The organism is Flavobacterium endoglycinae (assembly GCF_017352115.1).
GTDB classification, from domain to species: Bacteria; Bacteroidota; Bacteroidia; order Flavobacteriales; family Flavobacteriaceae; genus Flavobacterium; species Flavobacterium endoglycinae.
This window is the reverse complement of record NZ_CP071448.1, coordinates 319,286-338,548: the sequence shown is the minus strand read 5'-3', so window position 1 is coordinate 338,548 and position 19,263 is coordinate 319,286. Positions and strand designations below refer to the sequence as shown.

Below are 19,263 nucleotides of genomic sequence, written 5' to 3'. Positions count from 1 at the left end.
CGTTGGTCGTAAATTTTATCTTCATCTTAAGACTTGTCACCCTGAGCGAAGTCGAAGGGCGTATAGTTAAAACACAAAGGGCTTCGACTTCGCTCAGCCTGACAATTTATGGCTTTTGACTTTTGACTTCGGACTTTACACTTTATTATTTAAAAATCAATATTTGAAATCCTGTTTTGTTTCTTATTTTTGCGAAAATAAAACCTACTTATTTTGAAAGATACTGCCAAACATCAAGGACTTCGTAATCAATTAGTAACCACTTTAGAGCAGAAAGGAATTACTGATAGAGCGGTTTTGGATGCGATAAAAAAAATCCCGAGACACCTTTTTTTGAATTCAAGTTTTGAAGATTTCGCTTATCAGGACAAAGCATTTCCTATTGGCGCAGGGCAGACGATTTCACAACCCTATACGGTTGCCTTTCAATCACAATTGCTTGAGGTTAAGAAAGATCATAAAGTTTTGGAAATTGGAACGGGTTCTGGCTATCAAACGGCTGTTTTGTTTGCTTTAGGTGCTAAAGTATATACAGTTGAAAGACAAAATGAATTATTTAAAACAACGTCAAATCTTTTTCCAAAATTAAACATTCGTCCAAAGCACGTTACTTTTGGGGATGGATATAAAGGACTTCCAAATTTTGCTCCTTTTGATAGCATTATAGTTACAGCAGGGGCGCCTTTCATTCCGCAGCCTTTAATGGCGCAATTGAAAATAGGAGGAAGGTTGGTTATTCCATTAGGAGAAGATGTTCAGATTATGACTTTATTAATCAGAAAGAATGAAACTCAATTTGAAAAACATGAGTTTGGAGAATTTAGATTTGTTCCTTTATTAGAAGATAAAAATTAAATAAAAAAGTCCGTTCATACGGGCTTTTTTATTTTGCATTCAATTGTATTGCATTTATAAGGTTTTCTTTTTCGATTTTAAGAATATAATTTATGAAAACAGATTTGTCATTTTTGATTTGGTATTCATCTAAGGCAGAAAAATATTCATTGGGTCTATTTTTATCATTTTGAGCCACAGAATAAATATAATTATTTTGAAGTAAAATCCAGTTCATTATTATGTTTGCAATTTGAAGATTTCCTTTTTCGAAAGGATTAATGTCTAGGATTTTTAAATATATTTCAGACGCCAGAATTATTGGGTTAAGATTGTTTTTATGTGTCTCGTACCAATTAAAAAGTAAATTCATTTCTCGTGAAACCAGCGGATCATTTTTGTATTTTCCTGCATTTTCGAATTTAATTCCTTTGAAAATTAAATTATGAATCGAAAGAAACTCTTTTTCACTTAAACCAGTTTTCTTTTGACTTAAATCTTTTATATAAGTCGTTATTTCTTGAAAATTAATTGCTTCGAGATGTTCTTGCATGTTTTTTCCAGAAATGGTAGTTCCTTCATTAATGACTGATTTTGTTTCTTCTAATGTTAGAGAATTTCCATTTGAATGAATACTTTTAAAAATAAATTCCAATTCTAAGGTTTTGGAGATTTGACGTAATTCAAAATGATTAAAAGATTGAAGTTGATTTTTTAATGCTTCGATTTCATCTAAAATGATTTGATTAGAAGATAGTATTGCAAAATCAATTTCCTTTTTGTTTTTCTGAATTTCTTGTTCTACAAGAAGTAAAGCTTTCAAAGCAAATTCATTATCACCAATTTCATAAAGAATCTTTTCTTTAAGCCAGACTACCATCAAAGTTTCATAATCAATTTCTAAAAGCTGCGAAAGTTTCGTAACCTGATCTTTAGTTGGTTTTCGAGTACCTGATTCAAATTTACTGATCAAAGCCTGATCAATTCCAGTAAGTTGAGCCAATTCACGAGTTTTTAAACCTTTTTGTTCTCTAGCATTTTTTAAAAGTGATTTCATTTTATGAAATATTTAGTCTTGACAAATTTAGTCAATTTTTTAAGCGAAAGAAAAGCAGTATTTTTGAAATACTGCTTTTTGATATTTTTATTTTGGAGGAAGTGAACCGTCTTTTCTCATTTCTTTAACAACGGCTTGCATTATGGCATCAACAGTTTGGCCTATATCTGTTACATAATCGGATTTTGTAGTTCCTGTCCAGATTAGTTTGTTTTCTTTCAATGAAAAAACATTGGTTTCAACCATATAATAGGTGGTTTCCTGATAGTATCCCGGATCGTAGAAATTAGGAGCATACATTCCATACCAATTTCCAAAACCATATCCATACACACCTGTATCTAGTCCGTCGAAGCCTCCGTAATACATTCCTGTGTAAGTACCAGGAACGTATGTGGTTTCTTTTTCGGTGCTTACTAAACGCATAGTAACGACTCCATCAAAATTTTCATCCTGCAGGATTTTTAATTTCTGCTCTTTTGTAAGCTGCTTAGCTTCGTTTAGATACTGATAGGAAGTTTTAAATACAGGATTACTGGCTGCAATTCTGTTTTCGGCAATTCTACGTGAAGCTTCGTCTTTAACCAGCACTACCACTAAAACTTTTTTGAAGTGTTCTTGAGCTACGGTTAATTTTGGATCTCGCCAGCTGTTAACTATAGCGGTATTACTGCCACAATTTGAAAATGACAGAATTACAAGTAAGGAAATTAAGTACTTTTTCATATTTACAGTTATTATTTGTAGTAAAAATAACTATAAAATATTGATTAACAGAAATTTGTAAGATTTAAATAAACTTAATTATATGCTTTTTTAATTCGGTCCAAATCACGTTTCGTGTCTTGTTCTTTCAAAGATTCACGTTTATCGTAGTTTTTCTTTCCTTTACAAAGACCAATCTGAAGTTTGGCAAGACCTTTTTCGTTAGTAAATAACTTTAGAGGAATAATCGTAAGACCTTTTGCCTGAACACTTCTGGCAAGAGTTTTTAATTCTCTTTTGTTTAAAAGCAATTTACGTTCGCTTCGTGAACTGTGATTGAATTGATTTCCAAAAGAATATTCTTCTATGTAAGTGTTAATAGCAAAAAGTTCATTGTTACTAAACTCGCAGAAACTTTCGGTAATATTCGCTTTTCCTAAACGGATAGATTTAATTTCGGTTCCTGCCAAAACAATACCGGCAGTATAGGTGTCGATAATCTCGTAATCAAAACGAGCTCTCTTATTAAGTATATTGACTGATTTTAACATGTTACAAAAGTAAGGAAAATTGCAAAACTTTAACGTGCTTAAATATAATTAAAGATTTTTTTTAATCTATGATTTTAATCATCCTCGCCGGAAAAGCTTCCTCATAAGTTTGTCGTATAATTTCAAAAACAAATTTATAATGAAAAAAATTGTAACATTAGTCAGCATTGTATTAATGGGTTTAACCGCTAAAGCCCAAGATTCAGCACAAGGACTAAAAGGAGCTTGGTTCGCCACTTCTCAATTCGGTTATCAGCAGACCAAAAGCGGAGAGATTAAAGGAACAAGCATATCGGTATTGCCAATAGTTGGTACGTTTGTTACGCCATCCGTTGCCGTTGGAGCCGGAATTGGTTATATTAATATTAAATCAGATGGGTATTCAACAGGAAGTCCAGATATTAAAACACTAGCAAAAACAGATTTATTTGTTTTTCAACCTTTAGTTAGGAAATATTGGAATGTGGCTGGTTCATTGTATTTCTTCGGACAGGCAGCAATACCAGTTATAACTGGAAAAGAAAAGGAAAGTAACTTAAAAGTAAACCAAGTTGGTTTATCTGTTTCTGGTGGTCTTGATTATTTTGTTACAAAGAATTTCTCTGTTGAGTTTTCTTATGATTTAGCAAACTTCACATCTACAACTTTAAAGCCAGAGAATGGTGAGAAAACAACTGTTACAAATTTTGGATTAGCGCACGTTGCTAATGTGGATTCTTATTATAATACAGCATTAGGTGGAAGCAATCCAAACTTAACTTCTCCAATTTCAGTTGGATTTAAGTTTATATTCTAATTCATTTTTTATTTGATTACAGTAAAATTCTATTTTAGTAATTTTGCGAAAAAGAAGACCGTATTGAAAAATACGGTCTTTTACTATTATTTAAAAAATAAAAATATGCAAAATCAATCGAAAGATCCCTTACATGGAATTACACTTCAGAAAATTGTAGAAACTCTCGTTGAATATTATGGATTTGATACTTTGGGAGAATTAATTCCAATAAAATGTTTTAATTCAAATCCGAGTGTGAAATCAAGTTTAACGTTTCTAAGAAAAACAGACTGGGCGCGCAAAAAAGTTGAAAATCTGTATATTAAAACACTTCCTAAACTGAATACTAATTAATTCAATTTATAAGAAAGCATTACCCCGCCACGATACGGAAGCCATTCACCGCTTTTGTTCCAGTTTGGTGCTGTTTCATATCTTCCTGGTGTTCCATCATTATATTTGCCATGATAGAAGCCTTGGTGCCAGCCACCGCCAACAAAAATATCAAGTAAAAATTTATCGTTTATTTTTAAATTATAACCCACAGTGGCACCAATTCTGTATCCAAAACCGTCTTCGTATTTGTTGGTGTCCCAATAGTTCCATTTTTGAATTTCATATTTATCAGCACCAATGTGTGCTCCAGCATAAAATCCATTGTATTTTTCTTTAAAATGGTAACGGATTTCAGGAGTCACAGTGATGAATTTCATTGGATTATTTCCATTAAAGCTTTCCCAGAATGAAACCATTACATCTGCACTAAAAGTTGTTTTTTCACCAATACTCGTTTCTATTCCAATATTAGGAATTAAAATTGCAGCAGTAGCGCCATTAAATTTTACGAAAGTCTGGCTTTGTAATTGAATCGATATAAAAAGAACAATTAAGGCGGATAGTTTTTTCATGGTATTTTTATGCTGAGGATAATTTATTTCGGTTGCAAATATAACGCAACGAAGCCTTTTACTATTGTTCAATACTTCTTTTAACAGGAAAAAAAATATTTTTAAATAAAATAATTAATCTAACTATTTAATAGCGAGTAAACTACTTTGTCGAGAAATTTTCCTTCCCAAAACTCAGATTCTTTAAAATGCGATTCTTTCACAAATCCACATTTTTGTAAAACCTTTTCTGAGGCCTGGTTTTCGGGATCGATTACAGCTTCAATAGAATGCAATTTTAAATCTTTAAAACCATATTGTATCAATAAGTGAACAGCTTCAGGAATAATACCTTTTCCATGAAAATCAGGATTAAGCATATATCCAATTTCGGCACGGTAATTCTCTGGCTGCATTCTGTAAAAACCAATAATGCCCAAAAGTTTCGAATCGCCTTTTAGTGTAATTCCCCAGTTGATACCAATGTTTGAATTTATTTTTTCTTCAATCATTTCAATATGCGCTAAGGCATCATCGTTGTTTTTGACTAATGGTCTTGGAATGTATTTCATGGTTTCAGGATTCGAACGTAATTCGAAAACTTCATTTACATCATCATTCGTAATTCTTCTTAAAAGCAATCTTTCTGATTCGATGACAGGAAATGGGTGAAAGTTGAATTCTAGCATTTTATAAAATTTTGATACTGAATTGTGAGTTAAATGTTTGATCTGCTTCTAGAGTAAGAATACCTTCTTTTTGAAATAAATCTCCTGAATTATCAGCAGTGTCAGAATATCCAAACCAAGGTTCTATACAAATAAAAGGAGCCTGATCTTTTGTCCAGATTCCTAAACTCGGAAAATCTTCAAAATCAATTTGAACATACGGTTTTGAATTTTCAAGAATTGTCAATGAATTCGATTCTAATGTTTTAAAAACAAGAGCATCATTTTCGAAAAGTTTATAATGTAAGGGAACTACATTTTCGGTTGTTTTCAGCGTTTCGGTCTTATTCGAAATCAAATCATTTTCCAGTAAATTATATTTTAAAGATTCCTCTTTTTCGAATTTAAAAGAATAGCTTTCAAAACTTTCCGGAAGTGCTATTGCCGGATGCGCACCAATTGAAAAAGGTATTTTACTATCACCTTTATTAATTACTACGTATTCTATTTTTAATGAAGTATTTTCTAAAGTATAAATAAGCTGCAATTCAAATTTGAATGGATATTTTTTTAATGTTTCTTCATTTGATTGTAAAGAAAAAACAGCGCTGTTTTCTGTTTTTTCAACCAATTGAAATTCCATATCCCTTGCAAAACCATGTCTTGACAGCTCATATTCATTGCCATTAGCGGTGTAGGTATTGTTTTTTAAAGTACCCACAATAGGAAAAAGAATAGGAGAGTGTTTGCCCCAAAAATCGGGATTTCCTTCCCAAATATATTCCTTGTTTTGATTGTCTTTTAAAGAAAATAATTCAGCTCCTGCCGATTTGATTGAAGCTTTAAGTGTTGAATTTGATATTGTTGTGTTCAAAATAATAGAATTGAAGAGAATTGTTTTTTAAGTGATGTAAAGATATTTTAATAATTTTTAATTTTTTAAGAAAAACGCTTAATTTATTTTATTGGTAAAATTTTGCTAAAATTAAATTTAAGCTTAGATATTTCTCTGCTGATAGCTTTTTTTTTCATTAATTTGCTACATAAATAGCTAAAAAATATGAAAAAGCATTCTGTAAAAGCCATTTTAACCGTGGCTTTATTTTTTGGGATTTTATCTGTTTCGGCGCAGCAAACTCCGTCGGCTACAGCATCAAATCCAGTTAATAATTACAATTACCATGATGCATTTGGTCCGCATTTTTACACTAAAAACGGAACTTCTACGCGCACAGCAAGCGGTCAGCCAGGAGTAGAATACTGGCAGAACAGAGCTGATTATCAGATTACGGCAAAATTAAATGCTGTAACAAATGAAATTGTGGGGACAGACGAAATTACCTATACCAATAACAGTCCAGATAAATTAGGTTTCCTTTGGCTGAATTTAGATCAAAACCTGTTTAAAGACGATTCAAGAGGAAATGCGGTTGTGCCTTTGACAGGAAGCCGTAATGGAGCGCAAGGACAAGTTTTTGATGGTGGAAACAAAATAAAGTCTGTAAAAGTTATTTCTGGTGCAAAAAACAAAACAGAAGTTGAAGCAAAATATATTATTACAGATACTAGAATGCAGATTTTCCTTCCACAGGAATTAGCGGCAAAAGGAGGTTCGGTAAAAGTTAAAATCGAATTCTCTTTCATAGCGCCGTTTGAAGGATCAGACAGAATGGGAGTTTTGGAAACTAAAAATGGAAAAATCTTCACAATTGCACAATGGTACCCGCGTATGTGCGTGTATGATGATGTAAGAGGCTGGAATACTCCACCGTATTTAGGAGCTTCTGAGTTTTATTTAGAATATGGTGATTTTGATGTAAAATTAACCGTTCCTGCTAATCAATTTGTAGTAGCTTCAGGTGAATTGGTAAATGGTCAGGAAGTGCTTTCTGCAGATCATTTCAAAAAATATAAAGAGGCTTCTAATAGTGATCAAACGGTGACAATTCGTTCTGAACAAGAAGTTGCTTCAACCGCTAACGCAAATTCAGGGACAGAGAAAACATGGCATTATAAAATTAAAAACGCACGTGATTTTTCTTGGGCCTCATCAGCTGCTTTTATCTTAGATGGAGCCAAAATTAACCTTCCAAGCGGTAAAAAAGCATTAGCCTTGTCAGCTTATCCAGTTGAAAGTGCTGGACGCGGCGCTTATGGGCGTTCTACTGAATACGTAAAAGCTTCAATCGAGCATTATTCTAAACAATGGTTCGAATATCCTTATCCTGTAGCAACAAACGTAGCAGGAAATGAAGGCGGAATGGAATATCCTGGAATTGTTTTCTGCGGATGGAAATCTAAAGGACAAGACCTTTGGGGAGTTACAGATCATGAATTTGGACATATCTGGTTCCCAATGATTGTGGGTTCAAACGAAAGATTATTTGGCTGGATGGATGAAGGATTTAATACTTTCATCAACTCATTAAGTACTGCGGCATTTAATAATGGTGAATATAAAGAAGAACCAACAAATTTACATGAGCAGGCAGAACCATTTACAAGACCTGACTTAGAAACCATTATGAGTTCTCCTGATAATATGAAGGAAGCTAATATTGGTATGTTATGTTACTTTAAACCAAGTGCAGGTTTAATCATTTTAAGAGAACAAATTTTAGGAAAAGAGCGTTTTGATAATGCTTTTAGAACTTATATTCAGCGTTGGGCATACAAACATCCACAACCAGATGACTTTTTCAGAAGTATGGAAAACGTTGCTGGAGAAGATTTAAGCTGGTTCTGGAGAAGCTGGTTTGTAAACAACTGGCGTTTTGACCAAGGAATCAATTCTATTAAATATGTGAAAAATGACCCAGCAAAAGGAGTTATTATTACTGTTGAAAATTTTGATAAAATGCCTATGCCGATTGTCTTGGATGTAAAAACAAAAAGCGGAAAAGTTACAAGAGTTAATCTTCCTGTAGAAATCTGGCAGCGCAATACAGAATGGTCTTTCAAGCATAATTCAACTGAAGAAATTGAAAGTATTACATTAGATCCAGATCATGCTTTCCCAGATAATAACGAATCAAATAATGTTTGGACAGCTGGAAAAGGTAAAATTGAAAAAGACGTTATTTTAGATGGTTATGTGGGAACATTTGTAACCAACAGAGCACCATTAACCATTGAAGTTACAGAGAAAAACAGTACTTTAAGTGTTGAAATTACTGATTTTCCTAAGTTTGCTGTAAAAGCAGTTCCAAATGAAAAAGATACTTTTGAATCTAAAGGAGCTGGTTTGAAATTCAAATACAATGAAGCTAAAACTGGTTTCGATATGATTATTTTAGGAAATGGACAAACAATTCCATTCACTAAGAAATAAGAATTAAAAATACAATATTGAAAATCCCAAATTCCAACTTTTGTTGGGTTTGGGATTTTTTTTTGTTTATATTTTAAGTTTCAGGTTTCAAGTTTCATGTTTTAGGTTTTTAGGTTTACATTTTTTAGTCATACACAAACCTTAGAACCTTAGATACTTAGAATCTTAGCCTCTTCAAAAACAAACATTCCATTAAAAAAATGTTAGAATTTTATTTTTTTGTTTTGTAAATTAAAAAAAGGTGTACTTTTGCACCGATGAATAAAATAAGTTTACATATAACTTCTTTGTCACGGACAAACTCACCGATTACTTCTCCCGAAGTACGGACACTATCTCTATAGTATCCACTGAGTTTTATAACCGTATATTTATTCATATCCATTTTTCATTTTGAAATCACATAATTTGTCCATTGGACAAACATATCCTAAAAGTATTTATTATTTTGTAATTTTTCTTTATCAATTATTTGATTTTAAGAATGTTACTTTTTTTGTACTACATTTTATTGGATTCAATTCTGGATTTCAAACTAAACAACATTCTTTAATTTTTAACTCTAACTTCAATAATTGAAATGAAGATATCTATTGTTGTTACCCAGGAAGAACACTTCAAATTCGCACAAGAAATCTGCGATACGATAGAATCATCTGCCTTACTAAGAGGTACGGGGATTGCTAAAAGAACTCCTGAGTACATTCAGAAAAAAATGTCGAATGGTGATGCGATGATTGCTCTGGCCGATGGAAAATTTGCAGGTTTTTGTTATATCGAAAGCTGGGAACACGGAAAATTCGTGGCACATTCTGGTTTAATTGTACACCCAGATTATAGAAGTCTAGGTTTGGCAAAAAAGATAAAATCGAAAGTTTTTGAATACTCGTTGAAGAGATATCCAGATGCTAAAATATTCGGAATTACAACTGGTTTAGCGGTTATGAAAATCAACTCTGAATTAGGTTACAAACCAGTTCCTTTCTCAGAATTGACAACCGATCCAAGTTTTTGGGCTGGCTGTAAAACGTGTACCAATTTCCCAATTTTGCAAAGCAAAGAAAATAAAATGTGCCTTTGTACAGGGATGTTATACGATCCAAAGGAAAAACAAAAAAATCCGCCGAGACATCCTTTTAACGAGGCTGTTTTAAGCAGATTGAAGAAAATCAAACAAGCTTTATTCTTAAACAAAATATTGTCATTTGTTTTTTTATTCAAAATTTAATCAAAAGAAATCTCAAACTGCTACATACGAAAGTATTAGCCTAAATTATAAAAAATGAAAAAAGTAGTATTAGCTTATAGCGGAGGATTAGATACCTCGTATTGTTTGAAATATTTAAAAAATGAAAAAGGATACGAAGTTCACACTGTTCTTGTTGACACAGGAGGATTTTCTGCTGAAGAATTAACAGCTATTGAAAAAAGAGCTTACGAGTTAGGAAGTGCGCAACACGCAAACTTGACAATCGTAGATAAATATTATGATAAAGCTATAAAATATTTGATTTTCGGAAACGTATTAAAAAACAATACGTACCCATTATCAGTAAGTGCAGAGCGTGTTTTTCAAGCTATTGAAGCCATAAAATATGCTAAAAAAGTTGGAGCAAGCGCAATCGCACACGGAAGCACAGGTGCAGGAAACGACCAAATTCGTTTTGATTTGATTTTCCAAACTATTGCTCCAGAAATCGAAATCATTACACCAATTAGAGATTTAAAATTGTCAAGACAAGAAGAAGTAGAATACCTTCAAAAAAATGGTGTTAGCTATTCTTGGGAAAAAGCGCAATATTCTATTAATAAAGGACTTTGGGGAACAAGTGTTGGAGGAAAAGAAACTTTAACTTCAGGACAGCCATTGCCAAGCGAAGCTTATCCTTCGCAATTGCAAAAAGAAGGTGAAGAAAAAGTAACGCTTCATTTTGAGCAAGGAGAATTAGTTGGTTTAAACGGAAAAACAGATAAACCATCAAATAATATTGTAGCGCTTGAAAAATTAGCAAACGCTTACGCAATTGGAAGAGATATTCACGTTGGCGATACGATTATCGGAATTAAAGGAAGAGTTGGTTTTGAGGCTGCTGCACCATTAATCATCATCAAAGCACACCATTTATTAGAGAAACATACTTTAGGAAAATGGCAGCAATATTGGAAAGAACAGTTAGGAAACTGGTACGGAATGTTATTTCATGAAGGTCAGTTTTTAGATCCTGTAATGAGAAACATTGAGACTTTCTTGCAAGACACTCAAAAAACAGTAAATGGAACGGTTACAGTTTCATTAAAACCATATCATTTTTCGCTTGACGGAATCGAATCTGAAAATGATTTGATGAACACTGGTTTCGGTCAGTATGGCGAAATGAACAATGCTTGGACATCTGAAGATGCAAAAGGATTTATTAAGATTTTAGGAAATGCTCAAAATATTTTCTCATCTGTAAACAAATTAGACCATGATTAATGTCGGAATTATTGGTGGTTCGGGCTATACGGCCGGAGAACTCATCAGAATTTTAATGTATCATCCAAAAGTAAACATCGATTTTGTTTACAGTACAACAAACGCTGGGAAACCACTTTCTGTAGCGCACCACGATTTGATGGGCGATATTGAAATGAATTTCACAGCCGAAATCAACCCGAATGTGAATGTTGTTTTCTTGTGTTTAGGTCACGGAAAATCGATATCATTTTTGAAAGAAAATCAGTTTGCGAGTCATACTAAAATTATCGATTTAGGAAATGATTTTAGATTGAATAAAGATGCTCATTTCGAAGGAAAGGATTTCATTTACGGATTGCCAGAAATCAACAAAGCAGAAATTAAAAAAGCAAATTATATTGCCAATCCAGGTTGTTTTGCAACAGCTATTCAGTTGGCTTTGTTGCCTTTAGCAGAACACAATTTGTTGAATAACGATGTTCATATTAATGCAACAACAGGAAGCACAGGAGCAGGCGTAGGTCTTTCAGAAACTTCTCATTTCAGTTGGAGAAATAACAATTTTTCGCATTATAAAGCTTTTGAACACCAGCATTTAGGCGAAATTTCAGAAAGTTTGGTTCAGTTGCAGGATGATTTTGACAGCGAATTGCTTTTTATTCCGAATAGAGGAGATTTTCCAAGAGGAATTTTTGCAACGCTTTACACATTATGCGATGATAGTTTGGAGCAATTAGTTGAAAAATACGAAGAATTCTATAAAAATGAGCCTTTCGTAACCGTTACAACAACCAACATCAACATGAAACAGGTTGTGCAAACGAACAAATGTATTATTAGTTTATTGAAAAAAGGAAACCGGGTTCTCATAACATCAATTATAGATAACTTAACCAAAGGTGCTTCAGGACAAGCAATCCAAAACATGAATTTAATGTTCGGATTGGAAGAAACCACAGGTTTACATTTGAAACCAAGCGGATTTTAGTGGAAGTATGAAGTTAAAAGTTAGATGTTAAACGTCTAGATCTACACTTCATAAAACTTTTACAAATAATTTTAAGTTAAAGTTTTTAGTTGACATTTATCGCATTGTATTTGAACTTCTAACTTTTAACAAATAACATTTAACTTTTTTCAAAAAATGAACTTATTCAACGTTTACCCATTATACGACATCACTCCAGTAAAAGCAATTGATTGTACTATTATCGATGAAAAAGGAGTAGAATATTTAGATTTATACAGCGGACATGGTGTGATTTCTATCGGACACACGCAGCCGGATTATGTAGCAAAACTTAAAAATCAACTTGATCATTTAGGTTTTTATTCAAATGCAATTCAGAATCCTTTGCAGGTTGAATTAGCGCAGAAATTAGGAAAGCTTTCAGGATTAGAAGATTATGAGTTGTTTTTATGCAGTTCTGGTGCTGAGGCGAATGAAAATGCTTTAAAACTAGCTTCTTTCCATAATGGAAAATCAAGAGTTGTAGCTTTTCATAATTCTTTCCACGGAAGAACTTCTGCAGCCGTTGCGGTTACAGATAACAAAAAGATTGTTGCACCAATAAATGCACAGCAAGAAGTAACATTTTTACCTTTAAACCAAATCGAATTGGTTGAAGCAGAATTAGCAAAAGGAGATGTTGCTGCTGTAATTATTGAAGGAATCCAAGGAGTTGGAGGTTTAGACCAAGGAACAACTGAATTTTTTCAGGCTTTAGAACAAGCATGTAAAAAACACGATGTGGTTTTAATCTTAGACGAAGTACAGTCAGGATATGGAAGAAGCGGGAAATTTTTCGCTTTCCAACACCACGGAATCAACGCTGATATTATTTCAGTTGCAAAAGGAATGGGGAATGGTTTTCCAGTTGGAGCAATTTTGATTTCTCCAAAATTCGAAGCAAGTTTCGGATTATTAGGAACTACTTTCGGCGGAAGCCACTTGTCTTGTGCAGCAGGAATTGCAGTTTTAGATGTAATTGAAAAGCTTGATTTACAAAAGAATGTAAATGAAGTTTACGAATATTTCTTAGAAAAAATCAAAGAAGTTGACGGAATCAAACAAGTAAAAGGAAAAGGCTTAATGCTTGGAGTGGAGTTTGATTTTGACGTAGCTGCTTTGAGAAAGAAATTAATTATCGAAAAGCACATTTTTACAGGAAGCGCAAACAATAAAAATCTATTGAGAATTTTACCGCCTCTTACAGTGAAAAAAGCGGATATTGATACGTTTGTAAAAGCGTTGAAAGAAAGTTTAGAAGAGCTTAAAAACTAAGTTTGACTTACACTGTTAATTCGTTTAATCGTTTAACTGGTTAATCGATTAAACGAATTGACGATTAACCAATTAAACCCAAAAAATGAAACCATTATCAATTGAAATACGCAATGCGGTTTTGCGGACTATGGCAAAGCTAGTCGAACAGGAGCGGAATCAGATTATTTTGACCAATCAAGAAGATCTTAGCGATTACGACGGTTCAGATTTAGCGATGGAAGAACGCCTGAAAGTAGATGATAAAAAAGTTGATGAAATGATTTTGTCATTGAATCAGTTAGCTTCACAGGAAGATCCCATTGGTATTGAGCGTTTTCATTTTACTCATGATAATGGAATCAAAGTAGTGAATAAAACCGCAGCTTTCGGAACCATTTTAATTATTTACGAATCTCGCCCAGATGTTACAATCGAAGCAGGTGGAATCGCTTTTAAATCTGGAAACAAGATTTTATTAAAGGGGGGAAAAGAATCTCTAAAATCAAATTTAAAGATTGTAAGCCTTTGGCATAAAGCTCTGGAAGAAAACGGAGTTTCAAAAGACTGGGTAGAATATCTGAATTATAACAGAACTGAAACTCAGGCATTTTTAGAAAAACCAACTCAAAAAGTAGATTTAATTGTTCCGAGAGGAGGAGAAAAATTAATCGAGTTTGTAAAAGCACATGCGACTTGTCCGGTAATTGTAAGCGGACGCGGAAACAATTTTGTTTACGTTCATGAAGATGCCGATACCGATTTGGCTTTAAAAGTAATTTTAAATGCAAAAACGGCTAAAATTTCGGCTTGTAATGCTTTAGATAAAGTTTTGATCTGTTCTAAACTTCCAAATTTTGAAGGTTTTACAGCAATGTTAATCGAAGCTTTGATTGAATCAAAAGTGGAAGTAATTGTCGATAAATCGTTAGAGAATTTTGAGAATACCAAAACAATTCAGAATGAAGATATTTGGTACGAAGAATTTTTAGATTATAAAATCGTAATCGGAACTATTGATTCTCAAGATCATGCTATTGATATGATTAATAAATACTGTGGAGGTCATTCTGCAGCAATTATTACAAGAGATAGTGAAGCCGCGCAGCAGTTTATGGAATCGATAGATGCAGCGGCGGTTTACCAAAATGCATCAACAAGATTCACAGACGGCGGACAATTCGGACTTGGCGGAGAATTAGCAATCAGTACAGATAAACTTCATCAAAGAGGACCAATCGGTTTACAGCATTTGGTAACCAATAAATGGTACGTGTACGGAGAGGGGCAGATTAGATAATTAGATAATGTGTCAATTAGATAATTTTAGATTGTAGATTTCAGATTTTAGATTGTGAATTAGTGATTTTTGAATTTGATATTGTCATTGATATTCAATTGGAATTTGGGATTTAATTTTTGGAATTTTTTCAACATTTAGCTTTGCGAACTTAGCGTTTATATAGACAAACAAAATCAAAAAACCTTGCGCCCTTTGCGGTTAAAAAACAAAACATGGGTAAAAAGAGAATTTTATTAAAAATAGGAAGTAATACTTTAACCAAAGAAACCAATCATATTTCGCGGGGAAAGATTGAAGATCTTGGAGTGCAGATTGCGGCTTTAAACGACGAATATGAATTTATAATCGTAAGTTCAGGAGCAATTGCGGCAGCAAAGCAATTTGTAAAACTGGATAATCAAGATAAAGATGTTTTTGTAAAGCAGGCTTTAGCTTCTATCGGACAACCTCATTTAATGCGGATTTACAATGAGAATTTCAAAGATTTAGGATTAAATACCTCACAGTGTTTGCTTTCTTATTCTGATTTTGAAAAAGAACAGACCAAAAAAAACATTGTAAATACCATTAATGTATTGGTTAAAAACAATTACATTCCGATTATCAATGAAAATGATACCGTTGCGACAGATGAGATTCGATTCGGAGATAATGACAAATTAGCAGCTTTAACGGCAGTTCTTTTAAATGTTGACATTCTGATAATTGCAACCAATACAAATGGAATTTATACCAAAGAATCGATTCATGATGAAGTTCCGGAAACCATAAAATTGGTAAATGATTTAAAATCGCTCGAAAAAGAAATCGGAGAGTCAAAATCATCACACGGAACAGGAGGAATGCAATCCAAAATTGAAGCAGCAGGAATTGCAAAAGCAGCGAACATAGAAACCTGGATTGTGAACGGATTAAATGACAATTTTATTTTGAATGCATTAAAAGACGAAATTCCATTTACTAAAATTTTATAGCCACGACTCGAGCGATAGCGAATAGACGAAGTAATTCACGAATTGTTCTTTTTATTATCTAAACGAAATATTAATTCGAATTCATTCGAAAAAAAATAATCGCAAAGATTGAAAAAAATAATTCGTGAATTCGTGGCGGAAAAAACAACTAAAAAAGCAAAAAACAAATGAACTATATCTCAATAAAAGAAATCAACTCATTATCAAAATGGGTAAAACAAGCGATCAAAATCAAAAAGAATCCGCTTAAAAATCAAGATTTAGGAAAAAACAAAACTTTAGGAATGCTATTCTTCAATCCGAGTTTAAGAACGCGTTTGAGTACTCAAAAAGCGGCTATGAACTTAGGAATGAACGTTATGGTAATGAATTTTACTAACGAAGGCTGGACATTAGAATTTGAAGACGGAGCGGTAATGAATTCTGGCGCTTCAGAACATATTAAAGAAGCGGCAGAAGTCGTTTCTCAATATTGTGATATTATCGCAATCCGTGCTTTTGCCGGATTGGTAGATAAAGAAAAAGATTATGCTGAAACATTAATTTCAGGATTTTTGAAATATGCTACAGTGCCAATTGTAAACATGGAAAGCGCTATTCGTCACCCATTACAATCGCTGGCAGATGCAATTACAATGGAAGAGTTCAAACCTAGACATAAAAACAAACAAAAAGTAGTGCTTTCGTGGGCGCCGCATCCAAAAGCTTTGCCGCAGGCAGTTGCCAATTCATTTGTAGAAATGATGCAGATGCAAAAAGATATGGATTTTGTGATCACACATCCAGAAGGATATGAACTAAGTCCAGAGATTACAAAAGGCTGCAAAATCGAATACGACCAAAATAAAGCTTTCGAAAACGCTGATTTCGTTTACGTTAAAAACTGGAGTAATTTCAACGATTACGGAAAAGTAACCAACAGCGATCCAAATTGGACGGTTACTGCCGAAAAAATGGCTTTAACGAATAACGGAAAATTTATGCACTGTCTTCCAGTTCGTCGTAACGTAATCGTAACAGATGAAGTTTTAGACGGAGAAAATTCAATCGTAATCGAACAAGCAAATAATAGAACGTATTCTGCACAATTAGTGTTGCAGAAGATTCTTAAAAAAATATAATTTTATGGGTGCAAAGGTTCAAAGTTGTAAAGGTTCAGAGGTTTTCATGCTGAACTTAAACTTTGTCCCTTTGTTCCTCTGAACCTTTGAACCTCATGAAGCAAGTTACTGTAATAAAAATTGGTGGAAACATCATTGACAATCCGGCAGAATTAGAACAATTTTTAACTGATTTTTCTAAAATCGAAGGATACAAAGTTTTAGTTCACGGCGGTGGAAAATCGGCTACAAAGATGGCGCAGAGTATTGGATTGGTTCCGCAGATGATTGACGGACGCCGAATTACAGATGCTCCAATGCTGGATGTTGTGGTAATGATTTATGCAGGTCAGATCAACAAGCATATTGTGGCGCAATTGCAGTCAAAAGATAATAATGCAGTTGGTTTTTCTGGAGCTGATGGGAATCTAATTCAGTCAACAAAAAGAAATCACCCAACAATTGATTACGGATTTGTTGGCGATGTAAAACAAGTCAACACCAAATTACTGGCTACTTTATTAGAAGCTGGAATTGTACCCGTTTTCTGTGCAATTACACACGACAAAAACGGACAATTATTAAACACAAACGCCGATACTATTGCAAGCGAATTGTCAATTGCATTATCTGAAGTTTTTGATGTAACGCTAACATATTGTTTTGAAAAACAAGGTGTTTTGATGGATTCAGAAGATGATTCTTCTGTGATTACAGAAATCAACGAAGTATTATACAATAAACTAAAAGAAGAAAAAGTAATCCATTCTGGAATGATCCCAAAATTGGATAACTGTTTCAATAGCTTATCTCGAGGTGTTCAGAAAATCAAAATTGGGCATCATAGAATGCTTCAGAACTCAGATGTTCCGCATACAACGATTACACTATAAAAAATGTTGCCAAAATTGACATTAATTTCTGCTGTTAAAAGAGAAAATAATTTTAGTAACGCATTAAAAAGTTATTTTGATTTTAAATCTGAGACAAAAAAAACAATTTGAGAAAAGTCGTGTAATTAGTGGCAAAAAAATAGAGCGCACAAGGTATTTTAAATAAATTTGCGCAAGTAAAAATGGTCATAGGAAAGCTCAAAAACTTTGTTGCTTTGTCCCTTTGAGCCTTTGAACCTTATTAAAATGAAAAATATAGATACGCTTACCCAAGAAGCAATTAGTTTATTAAAGAGCCTTATTGAAACCCCTTCATTTTCAAGCGAAGAAGATCAAACAGCTCTTTTAATAGAAAATTGGTTCAATCAGAATGAAATTCCATTCAAGAGAGAAAACAACAATGTGTGGGCTTTCAATAAATATTTCGACGAAAACAAACCAACACTTTTATTAAACTCACATCACGATACCGTAAGACCAAATCAAGCTTACACCAACGATCCGTTTAAGGCAATTGAAAAAGACGGGAAATTATTCGGTTTAGGAAGTAATGATGCAGGAGGATGTCTAGTGTCGCTATTGGCTACATTTGTACATTTTTACGAAAACCAAAACTTATCACATAATATTGTTATCGTTGCTTCGGCAGAAGAAGAAAGCAGCGGAAAAAATGGTTTAAACAGCGTTTTAAAACACTTGCCAGAACTAGATTGTGCAATTGTAGGCGAACCCACTTTAATGCAATTAGCGGTTGCAGAAAAAGGTCTTTTGGTTTTAGATGTAAAAGTAAAAGGAACTGCAAGCCATGCGGCGCATCAAAACGATGATAATGCTTTATATAAATCAATTCCAGTAATGGAATGGTTTAAAAACTATAAATTCGACAAAATCTCAGATGTTTTAGGTCCTGTAAAGATGACCGTAACGCAAATAAATGCAGGAAAACAACATAATGTGGTTCCGTCAGAATGTGATTTGGTTGTTGATATTCGTGTAACAGATCGTTATTCAAATGCTGAAATTTTAGAGGTAGTAAAAGCAAATGTAAATGCCGAAGTTACCCCAAGATCAATGCACTTAAATGCTTCGTCTATTCCAATCGAACACGGTTTAGTGCAAGCAGGAATTGCTTTAGGAAGAACGACTTACGGATCTCCAACGCTTTCAGATCAATCGGTTTTAAGTTGTCAGTCTTTAAAATTAGGACCAGGAGAAACATTACGTTCGCATTCAGCAGACGAATTTATTTTTGTAAACGAAATTGTAGAAGGAGTTGATTTGTATATTAAAATACTAACCGGTTTCTTCAAATTATAAGAAAAGAAAACTGCCACGAATTCACGAATTGTTTTTTCAAATCTTTGCGATCATTTTTTCGAATTAATTCGAATTAATATTTCGTCTAGATAGTAACAAAATAATTCGTGAATTGCTTCGCCAGTTCGCTGTCGCTCGTGTCGT

At 33.4% G+C, this 19,263-nt stretch carries 20 protein-coding genes; 13 read left to right on the top strand and 7 right to left on the bottom strand.

Annotated features, from left to right (window positions below; genetic code table 11):
- The first annotated feature begins 213 nt into the window (after positions 1-213).
- Complete coding sequence (locus tag J0383_RS01430) at positions 214-855, top strand: protein-L-isoaspartate(D-aspartate) O-methyltransferase (RefSeq protein WP_207296680.1); 642 nt, start codon at positions 214-216, stop codon at positions 853-855.
- A 28-nt stretch (positions 856-883) separates the two neighbouring features.
- Here the strand turns inward: J0383_RS01430 and J0383_RS01425 are convergent, their stop codons facing one another.
- The 3 genes from J0383_RS01425 to smpB all read right to left on the bottom strand — a co-directional run bounded on the left by J0383_RS01425 (position 884) and on the right by smpB (position 3,147).
- Complete coding sequence (locus J0383_RS01425) at positions 884-1,891, bottom strand: helix-turn-helix domain-containing protein (protein ID WP_207296679.1); 1,008 nt, start codon at positions 1,889-1,891, stop codon at positions 884-886.
- Positions 1,892-1,978: 87 nt separating this feature from the next.
- Positions 1,979-2,617 (bottom strand): hypothetical protein, encoded by a 639-nt coding sequence (locus J0383_RS01420; protein WP_207296678.1) that lies wholly within the window; start codon positions 2,615-2,617, stop codon positions 1,979-1,981.
- 74 nt (positions 2,618-2,691) lie between these two features.
- On the bottom strand, positions 2,692-3,147 hold the full coding sequence (gene smpB, locus J0383_RS01415) for an SsrA-binding protein SmpB (protein WP_207296677.1): 456 nt from the start codon (positions 3,145-3,147) through the stop codon (positions 2,692-2,694).
- 139 nt (positions 3,148-3,286) lie between these two features.
- On the opposite strand from smpB, the gene J0383_RS01410 reads away from it, so the two are divergent.
- Complete coding sequence (locus J0383_RS01410) at positions 3,287-3,943, top strand: outer membrane beta-barrel protein (protein WP_207296676.1); 657 nt, start codon at positions 3,287-3,289, stop codon at positions 3,941-3,943.
- 105 nt (positions 3,944-4,048) lie between these two features.
- Positions 4,049-4,279 carry a VF530 family protein gene (locus J0383_RS01405; RefSeq protein WP_207296675.1) on the top strand — a complete coding sequence of 77 codons (231 nt, stop codon included), beginning with the start codon at positions 4,049-4,051 and terminating at the stop codon, positions 4,277-4,279.
- On the opposite strand, the gene J0383_RS01400 is transcribed toward J0383_RS01405, so the two are convergent.
- The 3 genes from J0383_RS01400 to J0383_RS01390 form a co-directional block, all read right to left on the bottom strand.
- The gene (locus tag J0383_RS01400) at positions 4,276-4,833 is read right to left on the bottom strand and encodes a DUF3575 domain-containing protein (protein WP_207296674.1); all 558 of its coding nucleotides are present in this window, start codon (positions 4,831-4,833) and stop codon (positions 4,276-4,278) included. The two genes, J0383_RS01405 and J0383_RS01400, sit on opposite strands and share 4 nt — an antisense overlap.
- Positions 4,834-4,952: 119 nt before the next feature.
- A complete protein-coding gene (locus J0383_RS01395) occupies positions 4,953-5,501 on the bottom strand; it encodes a GNAT family N-acetyltransferase (RefSeq protein ID WP_207296673.1) in 549 nt (182 codons plus the stop codon).
- 1 nt (position 5,502) lies between these two features.
- Entirely contained in the window at positions 5,503-6,354 is an 852-nt protein-coding gene (locus tag J0383_RS01390; protein WP_207296672.1) for an aldose 1-epimerase family protein, read from the bottom strand.
- A 186-nt stretch (positions 6,355-6,540) separates the two neighbouring features.
- Here J0383_RS01390 and J0383_RS01385 point away from each other — a divergent pair, with 186 nt between their 5' ends.
- Positions 6,541-8,811 (top strand): M1 family metallopeptidase, encoded by a 2,271-nt coding sequence (locus J0383_RS01385; RefSeq protein WP_207296671.1) that lies wholly within the window; start codon positions 6,541-6,543, stop codon positions 8,809-8,811.
- A 211-nt stretch (positions 8,812-9,022) separates the two neighbouring features.
- Here the strand turns inward: J0383_RS01385 and J0383_RS01380 are convergent, their stop codons facing one another.
- Positions 9,023-9,190, bottom strand: coding sequence for a hypothetical protein (locus J0383_RS01380; protein WP_207296670.1), 168 nt, complete (start codon positions 9,188-9,190; stop codon positions 9,023-9,025).
- Between the two features lie 201 nt (positions 9,191-9,391).
- Here J0383_RS01380 and J0383_RS01375 point away from each other — a divergent pair, with 201 nt between their 5' ends.
- From J0383_RS01375 to J0383_RS01335, 9 genes are all read left to right on the top strand, one after another.
- Positions 9,392-10,039, top strand: coding sequence for a GNAT family N-acetyltransferase (locus tag J0383_RS01375; RefSeq protein ID WP_207296669.1), 648 nt, complete (start codon positions 9,392-9,394; stop codon positions 10,037-10,039).
- 54 nt (positions 10,040-10,093) lie between these two features.
- A complete protein-coding gene (locus tag J0383_RS01370; protein ID WP_207296668.1) occupies positions 10,094-11,287 on the top strand; it encodes an argininosuccinate synthase in 1,194 nt (397 codons plus the stop codon).
- Positions 11,280-12,257, top strand: coding sequence for an N-acetyl-gamma-glutamyl-phosphate reductase (argC, locus tag J0383_RS01365; RefSeq protein ID WP_207296667.1), 978 nt, complete (start codon positions 11,280-11,282; stop codon positions 12,255-12,257). The genes J0383_RS01370 and argC overlap by 8 nt, the downstream gene beginning before the upstream one ends.
- A gap of 156 nt (positions 12,258-12,413) precedes the next feature.
- Positions 12,414-13,553: an aspartate aminotransferase family protein gene (locus J0383_RS01360; RefSeq protein ID WP_207296666.1), complete on the top strand. Its 1,140-nt coding sequence runs from the start codon at positions 12,414-12,416 to the stop codon at positions 13,551-13,553.
- Positions 13,554-13,638: 85 nt separating this feature from the next.
- Positions 13,639-14,832: a glutamate-5-semialdehyde dehydrogenase gene (locus J0383_RS01355; RefSeq protein ID WP_207296665.1), complete on the top strand. Its 1,194-nt coding sequence runs from the start codon at positions 13,639-13,641 to the stop codon at positions 14,830-14,832.
- 215 nt (positions 14,833-15,047) lie between these two features.
- The gene (gene proB, locus J0383_RS01350) at positions 15,048-15,809 is read left to right on the top strand and encodes a glutamate 5-kinase (RefSeq protein WP_207296664.1); all 762 of its coding nucleotides are present in this window, start codon (positions 15,048-15,050) and stop codon (positions 15,807-15,809) included.
- A 167-nt stretch (positions 15,810-15,976) separates the two neighbouring features.
- Positions 15,977-16,930: an N-acetylornithine carbamoyltransferase gene (locus J0383_RS01345; RefSeq protein ID WP_207296663.1), complete on the top strand. Its 954-nt coding sequence runs from the start codon at positions 15,977-15,979 to the stop codon at positions 16,928-16,930.
- Between the two features lie 95 nt (positions 16,931-17,025).
- The gene (gene argB / locus J0383_RS01340; protein WP_207296662.1) at positions 17,026-17,802 is read left to right on the top strand and encodes an acetylglutamate kinase; all 777 of its coding nucleotides are present in this window, start codon (positions 17,026-17,028) and stop codon (positions 17,800-17,802) included.
- A 246-nt stretch (positions 17,803-18,048) separates the two neighbouring features.
- On the top strand, positions 18,049-19,119 hold the full coding sequence (locus tag J0383_RS01335) for a M20 family metallo-hydrolase (RefSeq protein ID WP_207296661.1): 1,071 nt from the start codon (positions 18,049-18,051) through the stop codon (positions 19,117-19,119).
- The last annotated feature ends 144 nt before the right edge of the window (positions 19,120-19,263 follow it).

Coding starts and splice junctions, on each gene's coding strand:
- J0383_RS01425 (WP_207296679.1), bottom strand. CDS start 1,891: ATGAAATCACTTTTAAAAAATGCTAGAGAACAAAAAGGTTTAAAAACT.
- J0383_RS01420 (WP_207296678.1), bottom strand. CDS start 2,617: ATGAAAAAGTACTTAATTTCCTTACTTGTAATTCTGTCATTTTCAAAT.
- smpB (WP_207296677.1), bottom strand. CDS start 3,147: ATGTTAAAATCAGTCAATATACTTAATAAGAGAGCTCGTTTTGATTAC.
- J0383_RS01410 (WP_207296676.1), top strand. CDS start 3,287: ATGAAAAAAATTGTAACATTAGTCAGCATTGTATTAATGGGTTTAACC.
- J0383_RS01405 (WP_207296675.1), top strand. CDS start 4,049: ATGCAAAATCAATCGAAAGATCCCTTACATGGAATTACACTTCAGAAA.
- J0383_RS01400 (WP_207296674.1), bottom strand. CDS start 4,833: ATGAAAAAACTATCCGCCTTAATTGTTCTTTTTATATCGATTCAATTA.
- J0383_RS01395 (WP_207296673.1), bottom strand. CDS start 5,501: ATGCTAGAATTCAACTTTCACCCATTTCCTGTCATCGAATCAGAAAGA.
- J0383_RS01385 (WP_207296671.1), top strand. CDS start 6,541: ATGAAAAAGCATTCTGTAAAAGCCATTTTAACCGTGGCTTTATTTTTT.
- J0383_RS01380 (WP_207296670.1), bottom strand. CDS start 9,190: ATGAATAAATATACGGTTATAAAACTCAGTGGATACTATAGAGATAGT.
- J0383_RS01375 (WP_207296669.1), top strand. CDS start 9,392: ATGAAGATATCTATTGTTGTTACCCAGGAAGAACACTTCAAATTCGCA.
- J0383_RS01370 (WP_207296668.1), top strand. CDS start 10,094: ATGAAAAAAGTAGTATTAGCTTATAGCGGAGGATTAGATACCTCGTAT.
- argC (WP_207296667.1), top strand. CDS start 11,280: ATGATTAATGTCGGAATTATTGGTGGTTCGGGCTATACGGCCGGAGAA.
- J0383_RS01360 (WP_207296666.1), top strand. CDS start 12,414: ATGAACTTATTCAACGTTTACCCATTATACGACATCACTCCAGTAAAA.
- J0383_RS01355 (WP_207296665.1), top strand. CDS start 13,639: ATGAAACCATTATCAATTGAAATACGCAATGCGGTTTTGCGGACTATG.
- proB (WP_207296664.1), top strand. CDS start 15,048: ATGGGTAAAAAGAGAATTTTATTAAAAATAGGAAGTAATACTTTAACC.
- J0383_RS01345 (WP_207296663.1), top strand. CDS start 15,977: ATGAACTATATCTCAATAAAAGAAATCAACTCATTATCAAAATGGGTA.
- argB (WP_207296662.1), top strand. CDS start 17,026: ATGAAGCAAGTTACTGTAATAAAAATTGGTGGAAACATCATTGACAAT.
- J0383_RS01335 (WP_207296661.1), top strand. CDS start 18,049: ATGAAAAATATAGATACGCTTACCCAAGAAGCAATTAGTTTATTAAAG.